This is a genomic window from Curtobacterium sp. MCPF17_002 (genome assembly GCF_003234115.2).
Taxonomy (GTDB): Bacteria; Actinomycetota; Actinomycetes; order Actinomycetales; family Microbacteriaceae; genus Curtobacterium.
This window is the reverse complement of record NZ_CP126251.1, coordinates 81,915-105,408: the sequence shown is the minus strand read 5'-3', so window position 1 is coordinate 105,408 and position 23,494 is coordinate 81,915. Positions and strand designations below refer to the sequence as shown.

Annotated in this window: 23 protein-coding genes; 12 read left to right on the top strand and 11 right to left on the bottom strand. The window is 71.1% G+C overall.

Going from position 1 to position 23,494, the window contains the following annotated elements:
• Window positions 1-2: 2 nt before the first annotated feature.
• The gene (locus DEJ28_RS00435) at window positions 3-1,301 is read right to left on the bottom strand and encodes an MFS transporter (RefSeq protein ID WP_111116638.1); all 1,299 of its coding nucleotides are present in this window, start codon (window positions 1,299-1,301) and stop codon (window positions 3-5) included.
• Between the two features lie 216 nt (window positions 1,302-1,517).
• Here DEJ28_RS00435 and DEJ28_RS00430 point away from each other — a divergent pair, with 216 nt between their 5' ends.
• The 4 genes from DEJ28_RS00430 to ctaD all read left to right on the top strand — a co-directional run bounded on the left by DEJ28_RS00430 (window position 1,518) and on the right by ctaD (window position 6,622).
• Window positions 1,518-2,318 carry a sugar phosphate isomerase/epimerase family protein gene (locus DEJ28_RS00430; RefSeq protein ID WP_181433799.1) on the top strand — a complete coding sequence of 267 codons (801 nt, stop codon included), beginning with the start codon at window positions 1,518-1,520 and terminating at the stop codon, window positions 2,316-2,318.
• Window positions 2,315-3,427 carry a Gfo/Idh/MocA family protein gene (locus DEJ28_RS00425; protein WP_111116636.1) on the top strand — a complete coding sequence of 371 codons (1,113 nt, stop codon included), beginning with the start codon at window positions 2,315-2,317 and terminating at the stop codon, window positions 3,425-3,427. Before DEJ28_RS00430 ends, DEJ28_RS00425 begins: the two co-directional genes overlap by 4 nt.
• A 197-nt stretch (window positions 3,428-3,624) precedes the next feature.
• Complete coding sequence (locus DEJ28_RS00420) at window positions 3,625-4,815, top strand: carboxylate-amine ligase (RefSeq protein ID WP_181433798.1); 1,191 nt, start codon at window positions 3,625-3,627, stop codon at window positions 4,813-4,815.
• Between the two features lie 109 nt (window positions 4,816-4,924).
• Window positions 4,925-6,622 carry an aa3-type cytochrome oxidase subunit I gene (ctaD, locus tag DEJ28_RS00415; RefSeq protein ID WP_258368176.1) on the top strand — a complete coding sequence of 566 codons (1,698 nt, stop codon included), beginning with the start codon at window positions 4,925-4,927 and terminating at the stop codon, window positions 6,620-6,622.
• A gap of 3 nt (window positions 6,623-6,625) precedes the next feature.
• On the opposite strand, the gene DEJ28_RS00410 is transcribed toward ctaD, so the two are convergent.
• From DEJ28_RS00410 to DEJ28_RS00380, 7 genes are all read right to left on the bottom strand, one after another.
• Window positions 6,626-7,240 (bottom strand): TetR/AcrR family transcriptional regulator, encoded by a 615-nt coding sequence (locus tag DEJ28_RS00410; RefSeq protein ID WP_111116634.1) that lies wholly within the window; start codon window positions 7,238-7,240, stop codon window positions 6,626-6,628.
• 98 nt (window positions 7,241-7,338) lie between these two features.
• Window positions 7,339-7,896: a MarR family winged helix-turn-helix transcriptional regulator gene (locus tag DEJ28_RS00405; RefSeq protein ID WP_111116633.1), complete on the bottom strand. Its 558-nt coding sequence runs from the start codon at window positions 7,894-7,896 to the stop codon at window positions 7,339-7,341.
• A 47-nt stretch (window positions 7,897-7,943) separates the two neighbouring features.
• Window positions 7,944-8,126 carry a hypothetical protein gene (locus DEJ28_RS00400; RefSeq protein WP_111116632.1) on the bottom strand — a complete coding sequence of 61 codons (183 nt, stop codon included), beginning with the start codon at window positions 8,124-8,126 and terminating at the stop codon, window positions 7,944-7,946.
• Window positions 8,127-8,605: 479 nt separating this feature from the next.
• Window positions 8,606-9,571 carry a glycoside hydrolase family 6 protein gene (locus DEJ28_RS00395; RefSeq protein WP_111116631.1) on the bottom strand — a complete coding sequence of 322 codons (966 nt, stop codon included), beginning with the start codon at window positions 9,569-9,571 and terminating at the stop codon, window positions 8,606-8,608.
• 105 nt (window positions 9,572-9,676) lie between these two features.
• Complete coding sequence (locus DEJ28_RS00390; protein WP_146248892.1) at window positions 9,677-10,285, bottom strand: hypothetical protein; 609 nt, start codon at window positions 10,283-10,285, stop codon at window positions 9,677-9,679.
• A 1-nt stretch (window position 10,286) separates the two neighbouring features.
• Window positions 10,287-12,335 carry a primary-amine oxidase gene (locus DEJ28_RS00385; RefSeq protein WP_111116629.1) on the bottom strand — a complete coding sequence of 683 codons (2,049 nt, stop codon included), beginning with the start codon at window positions 12,333-12,335 and terminating at the stop codon, window positions 10,287-10,289.
• A 50-nt stretch (window positions 12,336-12,385) separates the two neighbouring features.
• Entirely contained in the window at window positions 12,386-13,879 is a 1,494-nt protein-coding gene (locus DEJ28_RS00380) for an APC family permease (protein WP_111116628.1), read from the bottom strand.
• Between the two features lie 211 nt (window positions 13,880-14,090).
• On the opposite strand from DEJ28_RS00380, the gene DEJ28_RS00375 reads away from it, so the two are divergent.
• The 4 genes from DEJ28_RS00375 to DEJ28_RS00360 all read left to right on the top strand — a co-directional run bounded on the left by DEJ28_RS00375 (window position 14,091) and on the right by DEJ28_RS00360 (window position 17,141).
• Window positions 14,091-15,608 (top strand): APC family permease, encoded by a 1,518-nt coding sequence (locus DEJ28_RS00375; protein WP_181433797.1) that lies wholly within the window; start codon window positions 14,091-14,093, stop codon window positions 15,606-15,608.
• A complete protein-coding gene (locus DEJ28_RS00370) occupies window positions 15,605-16,264 on the top strand; it encodes a helix-turn-helix domain-containing protein (protein ID WP_258368164.1) in 660 nt (219 codons plus the stop codon). The genes DEJ28_RS00375 and DEJ28_RS00370 overlap by 4 nt, the downstream gene beginning before the upstream one ends.
• A gap of 114 nt (window positions 16,265-16,378) precedes the next feature.
• Window positions 16,379-16,819, top strand: coding sequence for an Hsp20/alpha crystallin family protein (locus DEJ28_RS00365; RefSeq protein ID WP_111116627.1), 441 nt, complete (start codon window positions 16,379-16,381; stop codon window positions 16,817-16,819).
• 10 nt (window positions 16,820-16,829) lie between these two features.
• Entirely contained in the window at window positions 16,830-17,141 is a 312-nt protein-coding gene (locus DEJ28_RS00360) for a hypothetical protein (RefSeq protein ID WP_111116626.1), read from the top strand.
• 91 nt (window positions 17,142-17,232) lie between these two features.
• Here the strand turns inward: DEJ28_RS00360 and DEJ28_RS00355 are convergent, their stop codons facing one another.
• Both DEJ28_RS00355 and DEJ28_RS00350 read right to left on the bottom strand, forming a co-directional pair.
• Window positions 17,233-18,114, bottom strand: a complete 882-nt coding sequence (locus tag DEJ28_RS00355; RefSeq protein ID WP_111116625.1) for a manganese catalase — start codon at window positions 18,112-18,114, stop codon at window positions 17,233-17,235.
• Between the two features lie 58 nt (window positions 18,115-18,172).
• On the bottom strand, window positions 18,173-19,006 hold the full coding sequence (locus DEJ28_RS00350) for an SDR family oxidoreductase (RefSeq protein WP_111116624.1): 834 nt from the start codon (window positions 19,004-19,006) through the stop codon (window positions 18,173-18,175).
• Window positions 19,007-19,165: 159 nt separating this feature from the next.
• Here DEJ28_RS00350 and DEJ28_RS00345 point away from each other — a divergent pair, with 159 nt between their 5' ends.
• From DEJ28_RS00345 to DEJ28_RS00330, 4 genes are all read left to right on the top strand, one after another.
• On the top strand, window positions 19,166-19,858 hold the full coding sequence (locus DEJ28_RS00345) for an SDR family NAD(P)-dependent oxidoreductase (RefSeq protein ID WP_111116623.1): 693 nt from the start codon (window positions 19,166-19,168) through the stop codon (window positions 19,856-19,858).
• 120 nt (window positions 19,859-19,978) lie between these two features.
• Window positions 19,979-20,617, top strand: coding sequence for a M15 family metallopeptidase (locus DEJ28_RS00340; RefSeq protein ID WP_111116622.1), 639 nt, complete (start codon window positions 19,979-19,981; stop codon window positions 20,615-20,617).
• A 233-nt stretch (window positions 20,618-20,850) separates the two neighbouring features.
• Window positions 20,851-22,077: a sensor histidine kinase gene (locus DEJ28_RS00335; RefSeq protein WP_181433796.1), complete on the top strand. Its 1,227-nt coding sequence runs from the start codon at window positions 20,851-20,853 to the stop codon at window positions 22,075-22,077.
• Window positions 22,074-22,748: a response regulator gene (locus DEJ28_RS00330; RefSeq protein ID WP_111116620.1), complete on the top strand. Its 675-nt coding sequence runs from the start codon at window positions 22,074-22,076 to the stop codon at window positions 22,746-22,748. The genes DEJ28_RS00335 and DEJ28_RS00330 overlap by 4 nt, the downstream gene beginning before the upstream one ends.
• Window positions 22,749-22,761: 13 nt before the next feature.
• On the opposite strand, the gene DEJ28_RS00325 is transcribed toward DEJ28_RS00330, so the two are convergent.
• The gene (locus DEJ28_RS00325) at window positions 22,762-23,484 is read right to left on the bottom strand and encodes a TetR/AcrR family transcriptional regulator (protein ID WP_111116619.1); all 723 of its coding nucleotides are present in this window, start codon (window positions 23,482-23,484) and stop codon (window positions 22,762-22,764) included.
• Window positions 23,485-23,494: the final 10 nt, after the last annotated feature.

Sequence of the window (23,494 nt, the reverse complement as noted above, 5' to 3'; positions counted from 1 at the left end):
CGCTATCGAACCCGCTTGATGGGGATCACGGCAAGTGCTCCGAGGACGGCGGCGGCACCGGCGCCCCAGAGCATGAGCGTGTAGTTCTGCGCGTCCGGGCTGCCGACCTGCAGCAGCCAGAGCGCGGCGGCCGGGGCGAGGGACTGCGGCAGGGCGTTCGCGATGTTGATGACACCGAGGTCCTTGCCGGGGCGGTCCGCGTTCGGCAGGACGTCCACGACGAGGGCGGTGTCGACGGCCGAGTAGATGCCGTAGGCGATGCCCATGATGACCTCGGCGACGTAGAACGTGCCGACGGAGTCCGCGTGGGCGAGGACGACCAGGCCGACGGCGAACAGGGCGGTCGAGCCGCCGACGAAGACCTTCCGGCGGCGGAACCGGTCGGACAGCCAGCCGGAGACCGCCGCCGCGACCATGAGGACGATCGTGTAGAGGAGCACGCCGAAGGCGACCGCGGCCGTGGCGTCCTGCGCGTTCGTGATGCCGAGGTGGTCCTGCATGTAGAGGAGGCGGTACGTCGTGAACATGAACGTCGCGAAGATGATGAGGAAGCGCGACCACCACGCGAAGCCGAAGTCGGGGTTCTTGATCGGGTTCGTCCAGAACGACGAGACCAGGTTGACCCAGGTGAACTTCTTGAGCCGGTAGGTCGGCAGGTCGTCACGCGCGACGAAGCAGTACACGAGGATGAGCGCCACCGCGAGCACACCCGGGGCGATGAACAGCACGGGCAGGTTCGTGACGAAGAACACCGACAGGTAGGTGCCGGCGAGGATCGCGATGTTCTGCGCCAGCGCGATGATGCTCGACGACCGGCCGCGCTGGAACTGCGGCACGTTGTCGGCGAAGCTCGCGGTGAGGGTGGCCAGGGTGGCGTTCGCCGCGACCTGGGCGAGCAGCCACGCGAAGGTCAGCTGCAGCTGGTCGGGCGCGAAGGCGATCCAGACGAGGGCGACCAGGAAGAGCACGACGCCGGAGACCATCCACGGGCGGCGGCGGCCCCAGCGGGTGCGGGTCCGGTCGGAGAGGGCACCGACGAGCGGGTTGGCGAACAGGGCGCCGAGCGCACCGACCGGCAGCACCGCACCGATGAGCGCCGCGGGGTTCTCCGGGTTGAGCTGGGAGGCCTTGAGCTGCATCGACACCATGACCGGGGCCATGAGTGCCACGAACAGTCCGAACTGGCCCAGGAAGAGGGCGGTCTGGTAGCCGATCCCCACCTTCATCGTGCTGACCGGCTGGGTGATGCCTTCGTCGGGCTGCAGCAGGACCGGGGTCTCCGCGGGTTCGGGTGTGCTCATGACGCCTCCTTGAGTCGATGAAAACCTTGTCCAACAAGGTTTTGACGTTCGCGAGCATACATCGACGCCACGCCATGGCAACACCGGGGCCGTAACGTGCGGCAGCAAAAACTACACACCGGGTGGTTTTTGGGGTAGCGTCGTCATCGATCTCGCCGCGGAGCATCGCTCCTCGACGGGCCGCGACACCCAGTCAGGACCGAAGGAGCCTCTGCAATGCCCACCACCTCTGTGCAGCTGTACTCGCTGCGCGACGCCGTCGCCGAAGACCTCGACAACGCCATCGCCCGGGTCCGTGAGATCGGCTACGAGAACGTCGAGCCCTACGCGTTCGTCGAGCGTGCCGCCGACCTCGAGCGCGCCTTCGCCGCCACCGGCCTGAAGGCCCCGTCCGGTCACGTCGCCGTGATCGACGCCGACGACACCACGCCGATCTGGGACGCCGCCGAGCGCCTCGGCATCCAGACCGTCATCGACCCGTTCATCCCGACGGACCGCTGGCAGACCGCCGACGACGTCGCGAAGATCGCCGAGCGCGTCAACGAGCTCACCGCCGAGGCCGCCGCCCGCGGCCTCAAGTTCGGCTACCACAACCACCAGTGGGAGTTCACGAACAAGGTCGACGGCCGCACCGTCTACGACCTGTTCGTGTCGCAGCTGTCGCCGGAGACCGTCCTCGAGGTCGACACCTTCTGGGCGACCGTCGGCGGCGCCGACGCCCCCGCCGTCCTGAAGTCCCTCGGCGACCGCGTCATCGCGATCCACGTCAAGGACGGCAAGGTCGACGGTGACATCCGCACCGCGCTGCCCTCGTCCGAGAGCGCGCTCATCGTGCCCGAGGCGCTCCAGCGCGCCTTCGAGAACCAGACCCCGGCCGGCCAGGGCGACGTCGACGTGGCGGCCATCCTCGCCGCCGCGCCACAGGCCATCCGCGTCGTCGAGTTCGACGCGTACAAGGGCGACGTCTTCGAGGGCATCACCGAGTCGCTCACCTGGCTCAAGGCCAACGACAAGTGACCCGTGTCGGGATCGGCATCATCGGTGCCGGCAACATCTCCACGCAGTACCTGGAGAACCTGACGAAGTTCGCCGACGTCGAGGTCCGCTTCGTCGCCGACGTGCTGCTCGACCGGGCAGCAGCCCAGGCGGCGACCTACGGGGTCGCCGCCTCCGGCACCGTCGAGGAACTCCTCGCCCGTGACGACGTCCAGATCGTCATCAACCTGACGATCCCGGCCGCGCACGCCGAGGTCGACCAGCAGATCGTCGACGCCGGCAAGCACGTCTGGAGCGAGAAGCCGATCGCGACCGACCACGAGTCGGCCGCCGCGGTGCTCGCATCGGCTGCCTCGAAGGGCCTGCGCGTGGCCACCGCGCCGGACACCGTCCTCGGTGCCGGCATCCAGACGGCACTCCGGGCCATCGCCCGCGGTGACATCGGCGAACCGCTCTCCGCGACGACGATGTTCCACGTGCCCGGACCCGAGGCGTGGCACCCGAACCCGGACTTCCTGTTCGCCGAGGGTGCCGGTCCGCTGTTCGACATGGGCCCGTACTACGTGACGACCCTCGTGCACGCGTTCGGCACCGCGTCGCGCGTGCAGGCCGTGTCCTCGAAGTCCCTCGAACGGCGCACCATCGCGTCCGGCCCCCGCGCCGGCGAGACGTTCCCGGTCGAGGTCCCCACGCACCACGCCGCGCTCATCGAGTTCGCCGGCGGGCAGTCCGCCCAGTCGACGTTCTCGTTCCAGCACGCGCTGCCGCGGATGGGCTTCGTCGAGATCAACGGCACGCTCGGCACGATCTCGCTGCCGGACCCGAACACGTTCGAGGGTTCGTCGCAGCTGTGGCGGTACGGCCAGGAGGAGCCCGAGACGCTCCCCGCGGTCGGCTCCACCTGGGGTCGTGGCACCGGCGTCGTCGAGCTCGCTCGCGCCATCGCCGAGGGTCGTCCGGAACGCGCTTCCGGAGCGGTCGCGCTGCACGTCCTCGACGTGCTGCTCGGGATCCGCGACGCCGCAGCGTCCGGGTCCGCCGTCGACATCACGTCGACCGTGGACGCGATCCCGCCGCTGCCGGAGGACTTCGACCCGGCAGCCGCGGTGCTCACCGCGGGCGCGGAGTAGGGCACGCACTCCGAGCAACGCGCACCACACGAAGCGGTCGGTCCCTCAGGGGCCGGCCGCTTCGGCGTTCCGGTGGCACGCGCAGAACCTGCGTGCAACGGCCACCGCAACCGGTGGTCCGCGCAGATCGACCACCCGATCCGCGTTCACCGTCCTCCCCGGGGACGCCAACAGCGGGCACGGCTTTCACTCGATGGATGCGAACCATGGGTGTGGAAGAGGAGCTCCTCCTCATCGACCGGTCGACGGGTGTCCCCGTGCCGGTCGCGGACGGTGTCCTGGCCGGAGCGATGGCGACCCGCGTCCCCGATCGGGGCGGTGTCGTCGGCGAGATGCAGCGCGAGATGATCGAGGTGATGACCCGCCCGCACAGTTCGCTCGCGTCGCTCGGCGGGCAGGTGCTCGACAACCGGGCACTCGTCGAACGGGTCGCGAACGGCTTCGGAGCGCACGCGGCACCCTTGGCCGCGTCGCCCACGCCGGTGGCCCCGCACGCCAGCGACGGCGCCCGGTACCGCCGGATGATGAACCGGTACGGGTGCATCCCGCGGCTCAGCCTGACGTGTGGCATGCACGTGCACGTGTCGATCGAGTCCCCCGCCGAGGGCGTGGCGATCCTCGACCGGATCCGGACGTGGACGCCCGTGCTCATCGCCCTCAGCGCGAACTCGCCGTTCCACGACGGATCCGACACCGGACACGCCAGTTACCGGTCGATCGCCTGGAGCCAGTGGCCGTGCTCGGGACCGATGGAGCGGTTCGGGTCCCTCGAGCGGTACCGGGCCGTCACCGAGACCATGCTCCGGACCGGCGCGCTGCTCGACTCCGGGATGCTCTACCTCGACGCCCGCCTCTCCGAGCACCACCCGACCGTCGAGGTGCGCGTCGCCGACGTCCCGCTCGACCCGGGGGTGACCGTGACGATCGCCGGGATCGTCCGCGCCCTCGTCGACACCGCCGCCGAGGAGTGGCGCTCCGGCTCCCTCGAGCGGGACACCCCGTCGTGTGCCATCCGGCTCGCCAACTGGCGTGCGGCGCTCGAGGGGCTCGACGGCGAACTCGTCGACCCGCTGACCGGCCGTCCCGCCCCCGCTCGGGAGGTCGTCACGCTCCTCCTCGCCCACGTCCTGCCCGCGCTCACGGCGAACGGCGACGACCAGCTCGTGGAACGCGGCCTGGCCGACCTGTTCGCGCGCGGGACCGGAGCAGCACGGCAGCGTGCGGCCTTCGCCGCGACCGGTGACCTCGGCCAGGTGGCCCTGGCTGCGGCGATGACGAACGTCCGGGCGCGGACGGGCCGCGTCGGCGCAGGCCTGCAGGACGACGGCGTCGTCGGGACGTCCGGCGACCGGCGTGTCGGCACCGGCGTCAACGGGGCGGTCCGCTGATGCAGTCCGAGCAGCTCTCCGCACCAGAGGACAGGAGCACCCCGTGACCGAACTCAGGAACCCGCCGGTCCTCGGCGAGCACCCGGCGGACGTCGGCGTCGGCCGGCCGGTGAAGCTCGGCGCACGCTTCGTGCACTGGCACACCACGACCGACCACAAGACGATCGGCAACCTCTACCTCGTCACGTCCTTCGGGTACTTCTGCCTCGCCGGGCTGATGGCCGTCGTGATGCGGACCGAGCTGTTCACGCCGGGCCTCGACCTGCTCGACACCCGCGAGCAGTACAACCAGCTCGTCACGATGCACGGCACCGTGATGCTGCTGCTCTTCGCGACGCCGCTGTTCGCCGGGTTCGCCAACGCGATCATGCCGTTGCAGATCGGCGCACCGGACGTCGCGTTCCCGCGACTCAACGCGTTCTCGTACTGGCTGTACGTGTTCGGCAGCCTCATCGTGATGGGCGGGTTCCTCACACCGGCGGGGTCGGCGTCGTTCGGCTGGACGGCGTACGCGCCCCTGTCGGACACGACGTTCTCACCCGGCATCGGCAGCACGTTGTGGGTCGCGGGCCTGAGCTTGACCGGCTTCTCGACGATCCTCGGCGCCGTGAACTTCATCACCACCGTCGTCACGATGCGCGCACCGGGCATGACGATGTTCCGGATGCCGATCTTCACGTGGAACGTCCTGATCACGTCCATCCTCGTGCTGATGGCGTTCCCGGTCCTCGCGGTGGCGTTGTTCGGCCTGCTGCTCGACCGGGTCTTCGACGCGCAGATCTTCAACCCCGCCAACGGTGGTGCCCTGCTCTGGCAGCACCTGTTCTGGTTCTTCGGCCACCCCGAGGTCTACGTGATCGCGTTGCCGTTCTTCGGGATCGTCTCCGAGGTGTTCCCCGCGTTCAGCCGGAAGCCGATCTTCGGGTACAAGACCCTCGTCTACGCGACCATCTCCATCGCCGCGTTGTCCGTGTCGGTCTGGGCGCACCACATGTTCGCGACCGGCGGCGTCCTGCTGCCGTGGTTCGCGCTCATGACGATGCTCATCGCGGTCCCGACCGGGGTGAAGATCTTCAACTGGGTCGGCACGATGTGGCGGGGCTCGGTGACGTTCGAGACGCCGATCCTGTGGGCGATCGGGTTCCTCATCACCTTCACGTTCGGCGGCCTCACCGGTGTGATCCTGGCCTCGCCCCCGCTCGACTTCCACGTGCACGACACGTACTTCGTGGTGGCGCACTTCCACTACGTCGTGTTCGGCACCGTCGTGTTCGCGATGTTCTCCGGGTTCTACTTCTGGTGGCCGAAGTTCACCGGCAAGATGCTCGGCGAGGGGCTCGGCAAGATCCACTTCTGGATGCTGTTCATCGGGTTCCACATGACGTTCCTCATCCAGCACTGGCTCGGGGTCATCGGCATGCCGCGTCGGTACGCCAGCTACCTCGAGGAGGACGACTTCACCTGGCTGCACCAGGTCTCGACGGTCGGGGCGTTCCTCACCGCGGCGTCGATGATCCCGTTCTTCCTCAACGTGGTGCAGACGATGCGGAAGGGTCGCCGAGTGCTGGTGAACGACCCGTGGGGCTACGGCCGTTCCCTCGAGTGGGCCACGAGCTGCCCGCCGCCTCGGCACAACTTCACCTCCGTTCCGCGCATCCGCTCCGAGTCGCCTGCCTTCGACCTCAACCACCCGGAAGCGGGCATCCCCGTCGGCACCGGTCCCGCGATGGACGCGCCGGACGCCGCGACGCACGACCAGGCCACCGGCAGGACACGCAACCCGAAGGAGACCGACCAGAAGTTCTGACGGTCAGCGGGAGACCGGCGGGACGATCTGCTCGAGCAGCCGCAGGACCTTCTCGCCGTCGACGGCCTCCGGGTCCAGCAGCCACTGCACCTGGAGGCCGTCGGACGCAGCGATGCTCAGGGACGCCAGGTCGACCGGGTCGAGGTCGGCACGGATCCGGCCGGCGGCCTGGTCCGCCTCGATGAGCGCCGACAGGTCCGAGCGGAGCCGGGTGAACCGCTCCCGCATGAACTCCCGCGTCGCCGGGTGGCCCTCCTGCACGGCGTCCGCCGCGAGCGTCGTGTACAGCTGCACGAGCCCCGGGACGTCCCGGTTGCGTGACGCGCTCTCGCGCATGTCCCCGATGGCCGACTTCATCCGGTCCGGCGCACCCTGCTCGCGCACTTCGTGCTCGCGGTAGACGGCGAGCAGCAGTTCGTCCCGATTCGGGAAGTAGTGGCGGAGCGCCGCATGCGTGATCCCGAGCGCCTCGGCCACCGAACGCAACGACGAGGCGTCGACGCCGTGGTCGGCGACCATCCGGATCATCTCGTCGAGGATCTGGGTGCGACGCTCGGCGCCCTTCCGGTACCCGCCGCGTCGCGGCGGGGCCGCGTCGTCGTCGGCGGGGTGCGTCATCCCCCCAACTTACCGCTGGAAGGTTTTTTCCGGGAGGCGCGTGGGGACCCGTCCGTGCGGGTGCGGTCCGGAGTCGTCGGCCTCTCGGGCCGCCGGCGTCAGGAGTCGTTCGGCTCGGCGTCGCCGTCGGGGTCGACCGTGTACTCGTCGACCGGCTTCGGTGCGCCACCGGCGAGCGCCTCGGTGATCTGCTCGAGGCACCGGGCGAGCACGTCGTTCTCCTCGGTGGACAGGTGGTCCATCACCTCGACGACGGCCTCGTGGAAGCGCGCGTACGAGGCGTCGATCTTCTTGGCCGACTGCACCGTCGGCTCGAGCACCTGTGCTCGGCGGTCGGTCGGGTGCGGCGCCCGGACGAAGTCGCCCTTGTCGACGAGCCCGTCCACGATCTTCGTGACCGACGCGTTCGACACGTTGAGCATGACGGCGAGGTCCTTCGGGCCCATCGCCCGACCGTCCCGGTGGGCCTGCAGCATGTACCGGACGGCGAGGAACTCGTTCTTCGTCAGGCCGCTCTCGGACCGGGCCTGTTCGAGCTGCTGCTCCTCGGCGTGCTGCAGCCGGAGCAGCGCGTCGACGGCGACCTTGGCGGCACGCGACCGGGGTTCCCGGGCGTAGAGGTGCATGTGCTCACGACGGACGACGGTCAGCGGCATGGTTCGGGTGGTCTCTCTGCCAGGTGGACGTGCGGTACGACTCGGTTCTACGCCGCCGGGACGGTGAAGAAGTCGGCGTAGGACGGCTCGGAGCGGACCGACAGGAGCGACGGGTCCTGGATGCGCCGCTCGACGAACGCGTCGATGACGGCGGGATCGGTCAGGCCGACGCGGGTGTGGGTCCCGCCGAGTCGTGCCTGGCGCGGCATCCCCGTGTACGTGCTGTGCATTGCGAGCCCCTTCCTGCGTCGTTGCTGTCCCCTGCGGACGATCGAAACTATTTCACGACCTGAACGATCAGCGCAACGAACCTTTTTCGTTCTGTACGGTTCACGCACCGAAATGTTCGCGTGCATGAACCCCAGGGGCTGCCCGCGGGCTGCGACCAGCGCGATGAACTGATCGGCATCGGGCGTCGGGCACCGATACGCTGCATATCAGGTGCTCCGCTCGCCGGAGGAGCACCGGGCAAGAGTGAAGCCCACCACTGCAACGAACAGTGATGGGCTTCGTTTGCCCTCCGAGTGGAAGGCCGAGGACGGAACAGCGTCCCCAAGCTGACAAGCTCCGGACCAGTGTACCCGACACCCTCGGGCACACACCCCTCGGTGCTTCTGCTTCCAGTGCCCGCCGGCGCTGACACGGAAGGTGGTGGCGGAAGGACCAGGACAGGGACGGCCCGCATCGCTCGCGGTGCGGGCCGTCTCCCTCAGCGGTTGCGGAGGAGCGCGGCAGCGCCGGCCGGGAACCACTGCCCGGCCGCCGGGCCGCCGTTGCACGTGCCGTCGCTCTCGCCCGGCAGCTTCACCCAGAGCAGCGCGTCGAGCCCGGTCGCGTCGTTCACCACCGCGGGGTCCTGTCCGACACCCGCCGCACGGGCGTTGCACCACTCACCCGTCGCGCCACGGCCGTTCCGGGACACGTCGATCACGTAGTGCCCTCCCACGAGTCGCCGGAGCTGCTCGCCGTACGCCCGTTCCCCCGCGGTGGCGTACGAGTTGGAGACGTTGAGCGAGAACCCACGGGCCTCGGCGACGCCGGCCTCGCGCAACAGCGTGGCCATCTTGGCCGGGGCGATCCAGTTCTCGTGCCCGGCGTCGATGTACACGCTGGCCCCGGCACCGGCGAGGTCGTGCACGGCGGCACGGATGAGTTTCGTCCGCTGGGTGGCGTCGGCACCCGGGCACGTCGACAGCTGCGCGAGGGCGTCCGGCTCCACGATGACCGCGGCGCGGTGCCCTCGGAGCGTGTCCGCCAGGACCCGGTTCCACGTGCCGTACGCCCCGGGCGTCAGACCGCCGGCGGAGAAGCTCCCGCAGTCACGCCCGGGGATGGCGTAGGTGACGAACACCGGTGTCTTGCCCTGGTCCGCGGCGGCGCTGAGGTGCCGCGCAACCGTGGTCCTGAGCGCCGCGGTCGACAGCCAGTCGCCGAGCCAGGTGCTCGACGGCCGGGCTGCGACGGCGCGGGCGACCGCGGCGTCGGCCGTCCGACCGGCAGCGGCGAGCGCCGATGCCTGCCGTGACGCCGTGGTGTCGGCGGGGCGGTACAGCCCGCCGGGGAAGACGTCCGACCCCCGCGCGGCGGCGGGTTGTGCGAGTCCGAGCACGAGGGCCAGGGCCGCTGCGACCCCGGCGGCGACGCGGACGGCGGAGTGGGTGCGGGGGTGCGGCATGGCGGTTGGGTTCCTGTTCCGTGGCGTGCGCGTGGTGAGTGCTGCCCGTCGAGGGTCCCTCCTGCTCCCGTCGCGGTGCCACTCCTTCCCAGCGAGGTCGGAGGTTCAGAGCATGGCGATCGACATCACGGCGACGGCGGCCCCCATCGCGGTCGTCTCGATCAGCGGGAGCGCTCGACCCCGGTGCCGGACCCCGTCGCGGAGGATGTGCGCGGTGAGGAGGAGGTAGCCGAGGGTCAGCCCGAGGAGGAGCACCTGCCAGGTGACGCCGACCACCCCGGCGTGCTGGTGCATCCCGGCCATCCCGACGTCGTGACCGCCGACGCCGGTCCCGTCACCGCCCGTCGTCCCGACCCCGAGGGCCCCGACGCCCATCGCCCCCATCACGAGGAGCCCCAGCGCGGCGTGCAGTCGCCCGAATCGGCCGTGCGCCGACGGGACGCGGTGCACCGGGGCCGCGCCGCGCCTCCAGGCCGTCGACGGACCGACCTGCAGTCGGTGTGCCGCGGCGAGCGTCACCGCGAGGAGCGCGAGCACCACGAACCAGACGACGCCGGGGAGGACCCGCGGCGCGACGACCCCGTCCACCATCGCCGCGACCATCACGACCGCGGCGACCACGTCGACCGCCCGGCCGGGGCGCCAGGCCCCGACCGTGCAGCATGCCCCGGCCGACGCCGGCAGGATCGCGGCGAGGCCGAGCACGTCCGTCACGTCAGTGACCGTGTCCGTGGTCGTGACCGGCCGGGTCGTGACCGGCTGCGTCGTGACCGGCCGCGTCGTGTGCGGCGTCTGCGACACCACCGGAAGCGTGGTGCGAGCAGTGCGATGCTGACGAGGCACCGATCGCCGCCGGCACGTTGAGCGCCGGGTTCCGCGGGAAGAAGCCGTAGGGCTTCAACGTGAACTTCGCGTAGTCGACCGGCATCACGGGCCAGTCCTCGGGGCGCGGGAAGTGCGTCGGGCCGAACGTGTGCCAGAGCACGATGTCCTCACCGTCGAGCGACCGGTCGCCCTGCACGTAGCGAGCGACCCCGTCCCCGCCCGGGTTCTGGTGCACGAAGTCACCGGCGGCGAAGCGTTCCGCAGGGTCGTACTGCGTGACGTACAGGTGCTTGCGGGCGAACTCGGCGCGGGCGGCGACGGACGACGACTCGTCCGCGAGCAGCACGGGTGCGTCCTGCGGGTACAGGACGTAGCCGGTGGGGCGGTCGAGGTGGTTGCGCTCCTCGGTGTTCGAGATGAACCAGCTGCGGGCACGCGAGGCGTCTGCCAGGCGGCCGGACGTCGCCTCCGAGGAGAGACGGGTCACGGCCTTCGTGAACGCGTTGCCGTGCTCGTTCCCCGGTCCGACGGGCACCCGAACGGCGTCGACCTCGTCGACGGCGTTCGACAGTCCGTCGACCATCATGTCGAGCCGCGCCGAGAACAGGTGCTGGTGGTACGGGGCGCCGAGGCCGGGGGCGACCTCGGACGCGTACGCGTAGTCGGAACCGTCGGCCGAGCGTCCCGGGTACGACGAGGTGAACAGCACGCCGGTGAGCTTCGCCTCGCACTCGATCGTGCCGTCGAGGTACAGGTACCAGTAAAAGCCGTAGTCGTAGTTGCCGACGGTCGTGAAGAACGAGATCACCAGCCGGCGGGAGCGGCGGACCTCCTGCGAGCCGGTGTAGATGTCACCGTGCTTCCAGAGCGTGCCGAAGTCCTCCTCGTGCATGCAGATGCCGTTCCGGATCGTCTGCGGGTTGCCGAGTTCGTCGGCGAGGACGGCGTCGAAGTACTGGATCTCGCCGACGCAGTCGCAGCCGAGCTCGAGCGAGTTCGTGAAGCGGCCGAACAGGTACTCGCCGGTGTCGAAGTAGTTCTGCCAGAACCGGACGGGCGACGGGTCACCGTAGGGCACGAGCATCTCGTCGATCGACGCGCGGTAGACCACGGGCCGCAACCGCTCCCCGTCCTGCCACGACAGCTGGCGGAGGACGAGTCCTTCCCGGGCGTCGAACCCGACCTGGAAGCGCCAGTTCGCCCACTCGACGAACTCCCCGTCGACCCTGAACGAGGGCCCCTCGGGCTGCGTGATCACGATCGGCTTGAGGTCGAGCGGTTCGCCCTGCAGGGCCGGGTCGTCGAAGTTGCCCGAGGTGGCGGGCACGGGCATGTCCGCGACGTCGACGACCCGCGTCACGGTGCGGTTCGCCGCGTCGACGTACGCCGACAAGCCGTCGACCGGGTGCGCCCAGACGTGGTCGGCGGGGTGGTCCTGCCGGAAGGCGAGCACACGGAGGATCCGGCGGCCGACCTCCTCCGGGTAGTCGTAGTACCCGGCGGACAGCGGCACGCACTTCACCTCGTCGACGGTGAGGCCGCGTGCGGCGAGGGCCGCCACCCAGCGCTCGTCGGCTCCGGCGATCTCGCCGACGGCGTCGAACTCCTCGATGAGCACCGGGAGCTGCCCGCGGGAGCCGTCGAGCTCGTCGGTCGACAGGACGGTGCCGTCGGTGATCGAGACGACGCTGTCGGTCGACCGTCCGGTCGCCATGTCGAGCAGCATCACCCGCGCCCGGCGGTCCGGCAGCGCGCCGTCCCCGGCCTGCCACGCGAGGACGTCTCGCTTGTGCGGCTCCTCGAGCCCGACGTACGCGAAGCGGGTGGTGTCGGTCCAGTCCGGCTGCGCCGTCACGACGTCGCGGACGGCGGTGAACTCGTCGGGTGTCAGGCTGGCGAGCGGGTGGGTGGTGGCGGTGATCGGGTCGGTGAGCGTCATGCTGTGGTTCCTTCTGTTCGGCCGGGAGGCACGGGGTCGGTTGGGTCTGGTCAGCTCTCGGTGGCGAGACGGTCGAGCATCTGCTCGTAGCGGCTCCGGTTGTGACGTCGCAGCACCACCGCCTGCACCACGCCGACGGCGGGGACCAGCACGACGAGGCCGGTGAGCACGATGCTGACGACGCCGAAGACGCTCGCCCCGGAGGCGTCGACGTCACCGACGAGGGTCGGGAAGTTCGCCCAGATGAGGACCGCGGAGGCGATGAGTCCGATGAACCCGAGCCCCGGCGCGAGGATCGTGTTCCAGATGCGGGTGTCCGCCCGGTTCCGGCGGAAGTACACGATCACGGCGAGGCTCGTCGCTGCCATCAGGACCGCGACCCCGAGCGTGGCGACGCCGGCGAACCAGCTGAACACCTGCAGGACCGGGTCGAGTCCGAGCACGGCGAACAGGACCACGAGGACGGCGGCCGTGACGGTCTGCACGATGCTCGACGTGTGCGGGGACGCGTGCTTGCGGTGCACGTCGCCGAGTCGACCGGGCAGCAGGGACGCGTTCGCCATCGAGTGCTGGTACCGCGTGATGACGTTGTGGAACGACAGCACGCAGGCGAACATGCTCGTCAGCAGCAGCACGTTGAGGACCGCCTCGCCGGCGCTGCCGATGTACTGCGCCGCGGTGGTGAGGATGAGCGAGCCGGGGTCCTTCGCGGCCTCGGCGAGCACGCCGTCCGGGCCCCAGGCCATGACGAGGCCCCAGGACGCGAGCGTGTAGAACACCCCGATGCCTATCACCGCTGTGTACGTCGCCCGCGGGATGGTCCGCTCCGGGTCCTTCGCCTCGTCGCGGAAGATGGCGGTGGCCTCGAACCCGATGAACGCGGCGATCGCGAACATCAGGCCGACGCCCGGCGACCCGGACACGACCTGCGCCGGCTCGAACGGTGCGAGGGACAGCCCGTCGGCGCCGCCGCGGAACACGATCGCCGCGACGAGGACGAGGACGATGCCGACCTCGCCGACGAGCAGGACTCCGAGGACCTTGCGCGACAGGTCGATGTGCCGGTAGCCGAGCACCCCGACGAGCGCGACGACCACGAGCGACCAGACGTACCAGGGGATGTCCGGTCCGCCGAGGCCGGTGACCGTCACCCCGAGCAGGTACCCGATGTACCCGTGCACGCTGACCTGGATGGTCGTGTACGTCAGGAGCGCCAGGGTCGCGGCACCGGCGCCTGCGGGGCGGCCGAGCCCGTGGCCGACGAAGGTGAAGAACGCACCCGGCCGCGGCACGTGCCGGGTCATCGCCGCGAGTCCGACGGAGAACAGCAGCAGGATCACGGCCGAGGCAGCGTAGAGCGACGGGAACCCGACGCCGTTGCCGAGCAGCATGCCGAGCGGGGCGGCACCGCCGACGACGGTGAGCGGGGCGGCGGCCGCGACGACCATGAACACGATCGCGGTGACGCCGAGCGAGCCGCGCATGGTCCGCGGCGGTGCGGGCACGGCTCCGAGTGACGCGGGGTCCTTCGTGATGGCGGACATCGTGGCCTTCCGGTTCAGGTGGGCTGGAGGAGGGTGGCTGGAGGAGCGGGTGCGACCACGGTCCCGCGCCGCCGTTGCGGCCCCGTTCCGACGCCGTGAAACCCCGTCGCAGCCGAGTGGGACACCGCGGGCGGGGGTGTCTCATTTGCGCGAGACGCCCGCGAAACACGACCGCCACACCGAGGCAACGCCCGCGCCGTACCGTTGCCGCATGACCGCGCTCGACCGTGCCATCGCCGACCCGCCACGGGTGCCTGGGGTCGGCACGCGGTCACCGGTCGACGGACTCTCGCGGCGCAGTGTCGGTCCGGTCGACGTGTTCGCCCAGTCGGTGTCCGCCGTGGCGCCGTCCGCGGCGGCGACCACGATCCCGGTGCTCGTCGCCACGGTCGCCGGGCAGGGGGCCACCTGGTCACTGCTCGCCGCGATGACGCTGTCCTTCCTCGTGGGGCGCACGGTCAACCACTTCGTCCGGCGCGTGGCGGGCACCGGGTCGCTCTACACCTACGTGTCGCTCGGGCTCGGCCCCGTCGCCGGGGTGGTCGCGGGGACGGCGCTGGTGCTCGGGTACGGCTGCATCGCGATGTTCTCGCTCACCGGCAGCGGCTACTACCTCGACTACCTGCTGTCCCGGTTCTTCCCGGCGATGGGCGGCAACGCACTCGTCACCGTCGTCGTCGTGGTGGCGATGGGTGCCGCCGTGTTCGCCGTGATCGCGCTCGGTGTCCGACTGTCCACGCGCCTGACGTTGCTCGTCGAGTCGCTCTCCGTCGCGGTCATCGTCGTGCTCATCGTCGCCCTGGTCGCCCGGCTCCACCCCGTCGACGCCTCCGCCGTCGCGCTCGGTCCCACGGCACCGGCACCGTTCGCGGTCGGCACGGCGCTCGCGGTGACGGCGTTCGTCGGCTTCGAGAGCGCGTCGGTGCTCGGCGTCGAGGCGCGGCGACCGTTCGCCACCATCCCCCGCGCGATCTCGTGGACCGTCCTCGTCGCCGGCGTGCTCTACGTGGCGAGCGCGGCGGCGCAGCAGATGGGGTTCGCGGCGCTCGGTGCCGACCTCGCGGCGAGCGCCTCGCCGGTGAACGAGCTCGCGAACGCGTCCGGCCTGCAGTGGATCGGGTGGCTCCTCGACCTCGGGATCGCGGCGTCGTTCGCGGCCTGCGCGATCGCCTCGACGACGGCGCTGGTCCGGGTCCTGTTCGCGATGGGGCGCGAGGGTGTGCTCCCCGGGGTGTTCGGTCGCGCGTCCCCCCGCTTCCGGACCCCGTTCACCTCGGGCGCGATCGCGTGCAGCGTCCTCACGGTGCTCCCCGCAGTCGGCCTGGCGAGCGGTGTCCCGGCCTGGTCCCTGATGGAGGCCGAACTGGTCGTCGCCGCACTCGGGTACCTGGCGGCGTACGCGCTGACGTGCTTCGCGGCACCGGTCTTCCTCCGCCGGATCGGGGAACTGACGGTGGGCGTCGCGGTCGTGGCGATCACCACGGGCGTCCTCCTCACCGCCGTCCTCCTCACCTACCTCGGCGTGGAGGCGACGTCGTCGCACTGGCCGAGCGTCGCGCTCGCCGTCGCAGCCGTCACCGCCGTGACGACGGCGTTCCTGGTGGCCACCCGCCGTCGACCCTGGTGGCGGGGTCGGAGCCGCGCCGTGTACGACGTGCCGGTCGAGGAGGACCTGCTCCGCGCCTCCAGGCCGTCCGCCGGAACCGGCCACGGGACGGGGGTGCGGTGAGCGAACCCGGTCTGCGTGCTCGGCAGCCGAAGGCGATCCAGAACGCCCTCGCGGTGCTGGAGGCCGTCGCGCACGCCGGGCCGGGCATCACCGCCCAGCAGCTCTCGGTCGCGCTCGGGCTGCCGCGGGCGACCACCTACCGGCTCATCACCCTGCTCGTCGAGGACGAGTACCTCGTCCGGCTGCCGGACCTGCGTGGGTTCGCCCTCGGGCAGAAGGTCGCCGAGCTCGCCGGCGTGACCGCCCCGGCGGGACCCCAGCCGCTCGCGCCGCTCCCCCGGGCCGTTCGGGCGGTGCTCGCCGACGTGCGGTCGGCCGTCCGCGCCGGGGTCCACCTGGCGCGGTACGACGAGGGCGGCCTCCGTGACCTCGACGTCGACCCGGACTTCCCGCTGCTCGACGAGGCAGCACTCCGGCGTGATCCGGACCGGAGCGCGATCGGACGGCTGCACGCCGCACGCGGCCAGGCGCCCGCGCACCAGACCGGGGCGTTCGCGCCGGGGTTCGGGTGCCTCGCCCTGCCCGTGCTCGGCGAGGGCGGCGTCCTGGTCGCCGGGCTGACGCTCTCGGCTCCGGCCGCCCGGATCGACGCACCCGGCGAAGCGCTCACCGTGCTGCGGACGGCGGTCGCTCGGCTCGAGCCACTCCTCGGCTGAGCCGCGTTCCGAGCGGTTTCCGAGCGTTCTCTTGGCACTCACAAGGGTCGAGTGCTAAAACGTTGGCAGTTGAGTCGAGGGGACTCAACAGGCGACACGAAGGAGTTGATTCCGATGACGATGAACTTCGACCCGTTCCGCGAGCTCGACCGTCTCGCTGGTTCCCTCCTCGGGACCACCGGGCCGCGCTCGATGCCGATGGACCTCTACCGGACCGGGGACCACTACGTCCTCGACGTCGACCTGCCGGGCATCGACCCGGGCTCCGTGGACATCGACGTGGACGGTTCGGTCCTGACGATCCGTGCCGAGCGCACCCTCGGTGCACCGGAGGGTTCGCAGTGGCTCACGCGTGAGCGGCAGCCCGGCTCGTTCGTCCGGCAGCTGACCCTCGGCGAGGGGCTCGACGCCGCGCGCATCACCGCCGGGTACGACAACGGCGTGCTCAGCGTCACCATCCCGGTCAAGGAGTCCGCGAAGCCGCGCAAGATCGCGGTCACCGTGGGCGGCGGTCGCGAGCAGCTCGCCGTCGGGGCGGGCAGCGCCGAGGAGTAGGAGCCGGACGGTGCTCGATCTCCTCAACGCACTCGCCGCGGTGGCCGCCGTGACCATCGCCCTCACCCTGACGAGCCTCGACCGTCCGGTCGCGATGCTGCTCGGGCTGACCGGCAGCACGACCGGCAGCTTCCTCGCCTGGGTGTCGGCTCCCGGGGCGTGGGAGCACTCCCTCCTCCTGCCGTGGGCGGCGGCCGTCGTCGGCACGGTGGCGGTCGTGGCGGGCTGGAGCGCCGTGCGCGCGTACTCCGGACTGTTCGGGGTGCCGAGTCCGACGGACGGCGCGGCCGACGACCGCGAGCTCGTCCCGGCGGAGCGCTGACCGGACGGACGCGGAGCCCGGACACGTCCCTGACCGGACACGACGACGGCGGGCGGCTGGACCTGGTCCAGCCGCCCGCCGTCGTTCGTCGTCACTCCTTGTTGAGCTTGTCCTGCACCACGCCCGCCGTCTTCTCGACGATGTTCGGCAGCTCGGTCGTGCCGTACAGCCGCACGTCGGGGTGGGTGGGCGGCGGCATCGGCACCGACGTCGTGGGGCCGTCGTGGTACGAGTACTCGCCCTTGCCGTCGAACGAGGGACCGCTCGCCCAGGGGCCGTTCGCCGCCTCGCCACCGTCGGAGAAGTTGAGGTACTGGTAGTGGACCTCCTGGTTCTCCTTCGACTGCGGGAAGTTGCTCGGCACGGGGAAGTCCTCGACGCCCTTCTCGCGCAGTTCGGCGGCAGCGGTCGCCCACATGTTCTGGTGCATGGTGTCCCGCGCGATGAGGAAGGACAGCAGGTCCCGCACGCCCTTGTCGTCGGTCATGTGGTACAGCCGTGCGGCCTGCACGCGCCCCTGCATCTCCGCGTTCTCGTTGGCGGTGAAGTCCGCCAGGAGGTTCCCGCTGGCGGTGATGTACGAGCCCTGCCACGGGTTGCCGTTGCTGTCCACCGGGCGGGCACCCGCGCCGGCCACGATGGCGTGCTGCACGTCGGTGCCCCCGACGACGGCCGCGACGGTCGGGTCGTCCTGCAGGGCGTCCTCGGTGATGCCGAGCGGGGACTTCTCGAGCAGCTGCGCGATCATCGTGGCGAGCATCTCGACGTGGCCCATCTCCTCGGCCCCGATGCCGAACACCATGTCGCGGTACTTGCCCGGGATGTGCATGTTCCACGCCTGGAACTGGTACTGCAGGGCGACGGAGATCTCACCGTACTGACCGCCCAGCACCTCCTGCAGTTTGCGGGCGTAGATGGCGTCGGGCTTGTCGGGCGTTGCCTTGAACTGGAGTTCCTGCTTGTGGAAGTACAAATCGTGCTCCTTCGTTCGTTCGGTTTCGGGTCAGAGGACAGTCGGTGCCGGTCTCGGGTCAGAGGATCGGCGTGCCGCCGGTCACCGCCACGCGGGCACCGGAGACGTAGCTGCCGTCGTCGCTCGCGAGCAGGACGTAGACCGGTGCGAGTTCGGCGGGCTGGCCGGCGCGGCCGAGCGGCGTCTGCTGACCGAACTGCTCGACCTGCTCCGGCGGCATCGTTGAGGGGATCAGCGGGGTCCAGATCGGTCCCGGCGCGACGCTGTTCACGCGGATGCCCCGTTCCCCGAGCAGCTGCGCGAGCGCGGCGGAGAGGTTCGCGACCCCGGCCTTCGTGACGTCGTACGGTGCGAGGGTCGGCACCGGGTTGTCGGAGTTCACCGAGCTGGTGCCGATGATCGAGGCGCCGGCCTGCAGGTGCGGCAGAGCGGCCTTGACCAGGTGGAAGTACGCGCTGAGGTTCGTCGCGAGGGTGTGGTCCCACTCCTCGTCGCTGATCTCCTCGATGGTCTCGTGGCTCATCTGGAACGCGGCGTTGTTCACGAGGACGTCGATGCCACCGAGCTCGCTCACCGCCTGGCCGATCACGGAGCGGCAGTACGCAGGGTCGCTGACGTCACCGGGGAACAGCACGGCCTTCCGACCCGCCTCCTCGATCCACCGCTTCGTCTCCTGCGCGTCGTCCTCCTCCTCGGGGAGGTAGCTGATGAGGACGTCGGCACCTTCACGCGCGAACGCGATGGCGACGGCGCGGCCGATGCCGCTGTCGCCGCCGGTGATGACGGCGCGCTTGCCGGTGAGCTTGCCGGAGCCGCGGTACGACTCCTCGCCGTGGTCCGCCTTCGGCGTCAGTTCCCCTTCGCTCCCCGGCGGCTGCTGCTGGTCGGTCATGCTCGCTCCCTGATCGTCTCGTCTTCGGTCGAGGCACTCGGCCCGTCCAGGGCGATGGTCGGCGTGTGGCTCTGAGCGGCCGTCCGGAGTGGACGAATGACGCGGTGCGCGTAGCCGAACCACGCGGACGCGGTGCCGACCGCGGCATAGCGTGGACCCGTGGACCTCGAACTCAAGAACCGTGTCGCGCTCGTCGTCGGAGGGAAGGGGTACATCGGTGCAGCAGTCGCCGATCGGCTCCGTGCCGAGGGGGCGACGGTGGTGGTGGCGTCCCGGAGCGCCGGCGACCAGGACTCCCCGGACCGCGTCGCCATCGACACCGCCGACCAGGCCTCGGTGGATGCCGGCATCGCACGCGTGCTCGAGCTGCACGGCCGGATCGACGCGCTGATCGTCACAGCGGCTCCGAGCGCCGGCACGCTCGACCCGGCGAAGAAGTCCGACCCCGAGCAGGTGCTGTCGGCGATCGACGGCAAGGCACTCGGCTTCCTCCGGGTCGCGAACGCCGTGCTGCCCGCGCAGCGCGAGGCCGGGTACGGCCGCGTCGTCGTGGTGAGCGGGCAGAACGCCTACCTGTCCGGCAACATCACCGCGTCGCTCCGCAACACCGCGGTGAGCGTCATCGCGAAGAACCTCGCGGACGAGGTGGCCGGTTCCGGTGTCACGGTCAACGTCGTCAACCCGGGAACGGTGACGGACTCCCCGGCGGCAGCGGTGCAGCGCGGCGCGGGTGGCGAGTCCAGCCCGCAGCAGATCGCCGACCTCGTCGCCTTCCTCGCCTCGCCGCTGTCCGCGGTGTCCGGCGAGTCGATCTCGATCGCGCACCGGGTGCTGGGCCAACTCACGATCTGAACACCGGACTGGAGGCGCGGGGCGGTCCCGCCACGCGCCTCCAGGCCGTCATCCGGTGGGACCACGCACTTGGGCCCTCCGCCCGAAGCGGGTGACGCTGAAGTACCACATGCTGGAAGCATGCAGAAGTCACGCCTCCACGTCCTCGCCGCGACCGTCGTGTGCGCCACCGCACTCGTCGTCGCCGGGTGCGCTGCCGCCGCCGTCGACGAGGGCGGCGCAACCCGCACGAGCACGAGCGCCCGTTCCGGCTCGGCGCCGGGACAGCCGCCGGCCGGAGCCCCGGTGGGCGACGTCACCACCATCGGCGGCGTCCGGGTGAGCGGAGCCGACGGCTACGCGGCCGACAGCGCACCGATCACCGAGCGCACGGACGCCCCCGAAGTGGCGAACCTCGACGCCGACCTGCGCCGTGCCGTGATCCGTACCACCGAAGCCGCTGCGGCCGACGGCGTCGAGGTCCGCATCAACTCGGGCTGGCGGAGCACCCGGTACCAGCAGGCGCTGCTCGACCAGGCCGTCGAGGAGCACGGCTCCCTCGAGGAGGCTCGGCGGTGGGTGAACACCCCCGAGCGGTCGGCGCACGTCCGGGGCGGCGCGGTCGACGTGGGTGAGATCGACGCGGCGGCCTGGATGCAGGAGCACGGGTCGGAGTTCGGCCTCTGCCAGACCTACGAGAACGAGTCCTGGCACTACGAGCTGTCGACGACCCCGGGCGGCACCTGCCCGGCGATGCGCCGCGACAGCTCGGAGGGGTGACGGTGACGGGACGGCCATCGGCCTTTCACCCGTTCGGATGAAGGCCTTCCACCCTCGGTCCGATGTGCCGGCGTCCCGGATTCCGGATGCTGGTCTCATGGAGACCTCGACCAAGCACACGATCGCCACCCTGTTGCTCTGCGCGGCGATCGTCGTCGTCACCGCCGTCGCGCTCGTCGCGATGTCGCCGATGCCGTGACCGGTGGTGCGCACCCCCGTGCGATGATCGAGCCGTGACCGAACGGCGCACGTTCATCCGGCCGCTCGCAGTCCGCTCGATCATCGTCGACGTGGCGTGGGCGGTGGTCGCGGCGCTCGCGTTCCTCGCCCCGATCGACCTCGAGCTCGAGCACGCCAGTCTCTCCGCGGTCGTGGCCGCCGCCGGTGCCATCGCGCTGCGGCGGATCTCGCCGTCCGGCGCGATGATGATGACCGTCGTGCTCGGCGTCGTGCAGGTGCAGGGGTACGAGCGGCCGTCCCTCGTCGACCTGGCGCTCTTCGTCGTCATCGGCACGACCGCGATCGTCGGGTCGAAGACCGAGGTGGTGCTCTCCGGGCTCCTCGCACTCGTCGCGGGCATCGGTGCGACCGCGTACCTGGCGCTGACGGGCTACCGGTTCGCGATGCTCGTCACGGGTCCTGGCGACCAGGCGTTCCTCGCCCTGGCCGCACCGGTGACCTCGCTCGTCGCGGTGTGGGCCGGCGGGCTCGCCGTCCGGGCCTTCCGGTCCCGCAACCAGGAGTCCGAACGCCGCGCCGACGCCGAGGCCGCCGCGAGCCGGGCCGCCGAGGTGGCGACGCGCGCCGAGGCGGTCGCCGTCCGCGCCGTCGACGAGGCCGAGTCGGAACGCATCCGCGCCGACATCGCCCGGGACGTGCACGACGTCGTCGGACACTCGCTCGCCGTGATCATCGCGCAGGCCGACTCGGTGCCGTTCCTCGACGACGAGGCGCGCATCCGCGAGGTCAGCGCCACCATCGCCAGCACCGCCCGCAGCTCCCTCGTCGAGGTCCGACAGGTCCTCGGGCACATCGACGGCTCCGGCACGGACACCGACCCGGGGTCGCTCGACGAGATCGTCCAGGGCATCCGCGAGGCCGGCGTCGACGTGGACCACAGCCGCCGTGGGGCACTCGTGACGCTCGGCCCGGAGAGCGGGACCGCGGCACGTCGCGTGCTGCAGGAGATGCTCACGAACGCACTCCGGCACGGCGCTCCCGGCCGGCCCGTGACCGTCCGCGAGACCTGGCGGAGCGCCGACCTCGTGCTCGAGGTCGAGAACCAGGTCGTCGACGCAGCCACGGCGGGACCGAGCACGCGCGGCTCCGGTCGCGGCCTCACCGGCATGCAGTCCCGGCTCACCACGCTCGGCGGGTCGTTCGACGCCGCCGTCCTGGACGACGTGTTCTCCGCACGCGCCCGCATCCCGTTCGACGTCCATGGGGGGACCAACCGATGACCGATCCGATCCGCATCCTGCTCACCGACGACCAGGCGCTCTTCCGCGCCGGCCTGCGCGTCGTGCTCGACGCCCAGGACGACATGGTGGTCGTGGGTGAGGCCTCGGACGGGGCCGAGGCCCTCGCCGCCATCCCGGAGCTCCGGCCCGACGTGATGCTGCTCGACATGCGGATGGCCGGGATGGACGGCGTCGAGACCGTCCGGCAGCTGTTCTCCGGCGCGGTCGACGGCCCGCTCCCCCGCGTGGTCGTCCTCACCACCTTCGGCCTCGACCCGGCGGCAGCGACCGCGATCCGCCTCGGCGCCAGCGGGTTCCTGCTCAAGGACACCACGCCGCCGTTCCTGTTCGCGGCGGTCCGGGCCGTGCACGAGGGCAGTTCGGTGATCGCGCCGAACGACCTCTCGCAGCTGTTCGGCGCCGACGTCGAGCGAGCGCCGTCGCCGCAGCCGCGCGAGTTCCAGTCGCTGACGGACCGGGAGCGCATCGTGTTCGGCTGGGCCTCGCGCGGGCTGTCGAACGCCGAGATCGCGGCGAAGGAGTTCGTCACCGAGTCGACCGTGAAGACGCAGATCTCGAGCATCCTCGGGAAGCTCGCGCTGCGGGACCGGGTGCAGCTCGTCGTGTACGCGCACGACCACGGGCTGGCCGGCGCGCGCGGCGAGAGCTGAGCGCTTCCGACGCCTAGCGCTCGGCCACCCGGTCGAGCCACTCGGCCAGCATCGTCCGTTCGGCGGCGGACAGCACGTCGAGGTCCGACACGGCGGCGCGCAGCGTGATCGCGGCGCTCGACACGGCGTCACCCGGACCGTGCGGCGCGGGCGCTCCCGTCACGAGGATCCGGCCGAGCACGGCCTCGAGCGCGTCGTCCGCCAGTGCGGGGTCGCGGTCGGCCGGCGACGCGGACAGGATCGCCAGCACGGCACCCGTCCCGGCAGCGTGCACGAGGTCGACCGCGCGGCGCTCCGGCACGGCGAGCCGACCGGCCTCGGCGACACGACGGACCCGGTCGGCGAGCAGCGCGGTCCCGGCCCGGGCGGCAGCGGAACGCCGTCCACGTTCGGGGTCGGCGAGCAGGACGAAGAGGTCGGGGTTCGCGAGGCCGAAGGCGATCGTCATCCCCCAGCCGGCCCGGAGGTCCTCGACGGGATCGGTCTGCTCGTCCTGCGCCGCCCGGACCGCCTCGGCCTTGACGGCGGCGAACGCCGACATGGCGTGCTCGGCGACGGCCTCGAGCAGACCGTCCTTGTCCCCGAAGAGCCGGTAGATCGTGGGCGCCTGGACGCCTGCACCCTCGGCCACCGCACGCGTGGTGACCGCGCCCGCCCCCTGCTCGCGGAGCATCGTGCCCGCGACCTCGACGATGCGGGTCCGGGTCTCGTCCCGCTGCGTGCCCTGTTCGATCACGGAACAACGA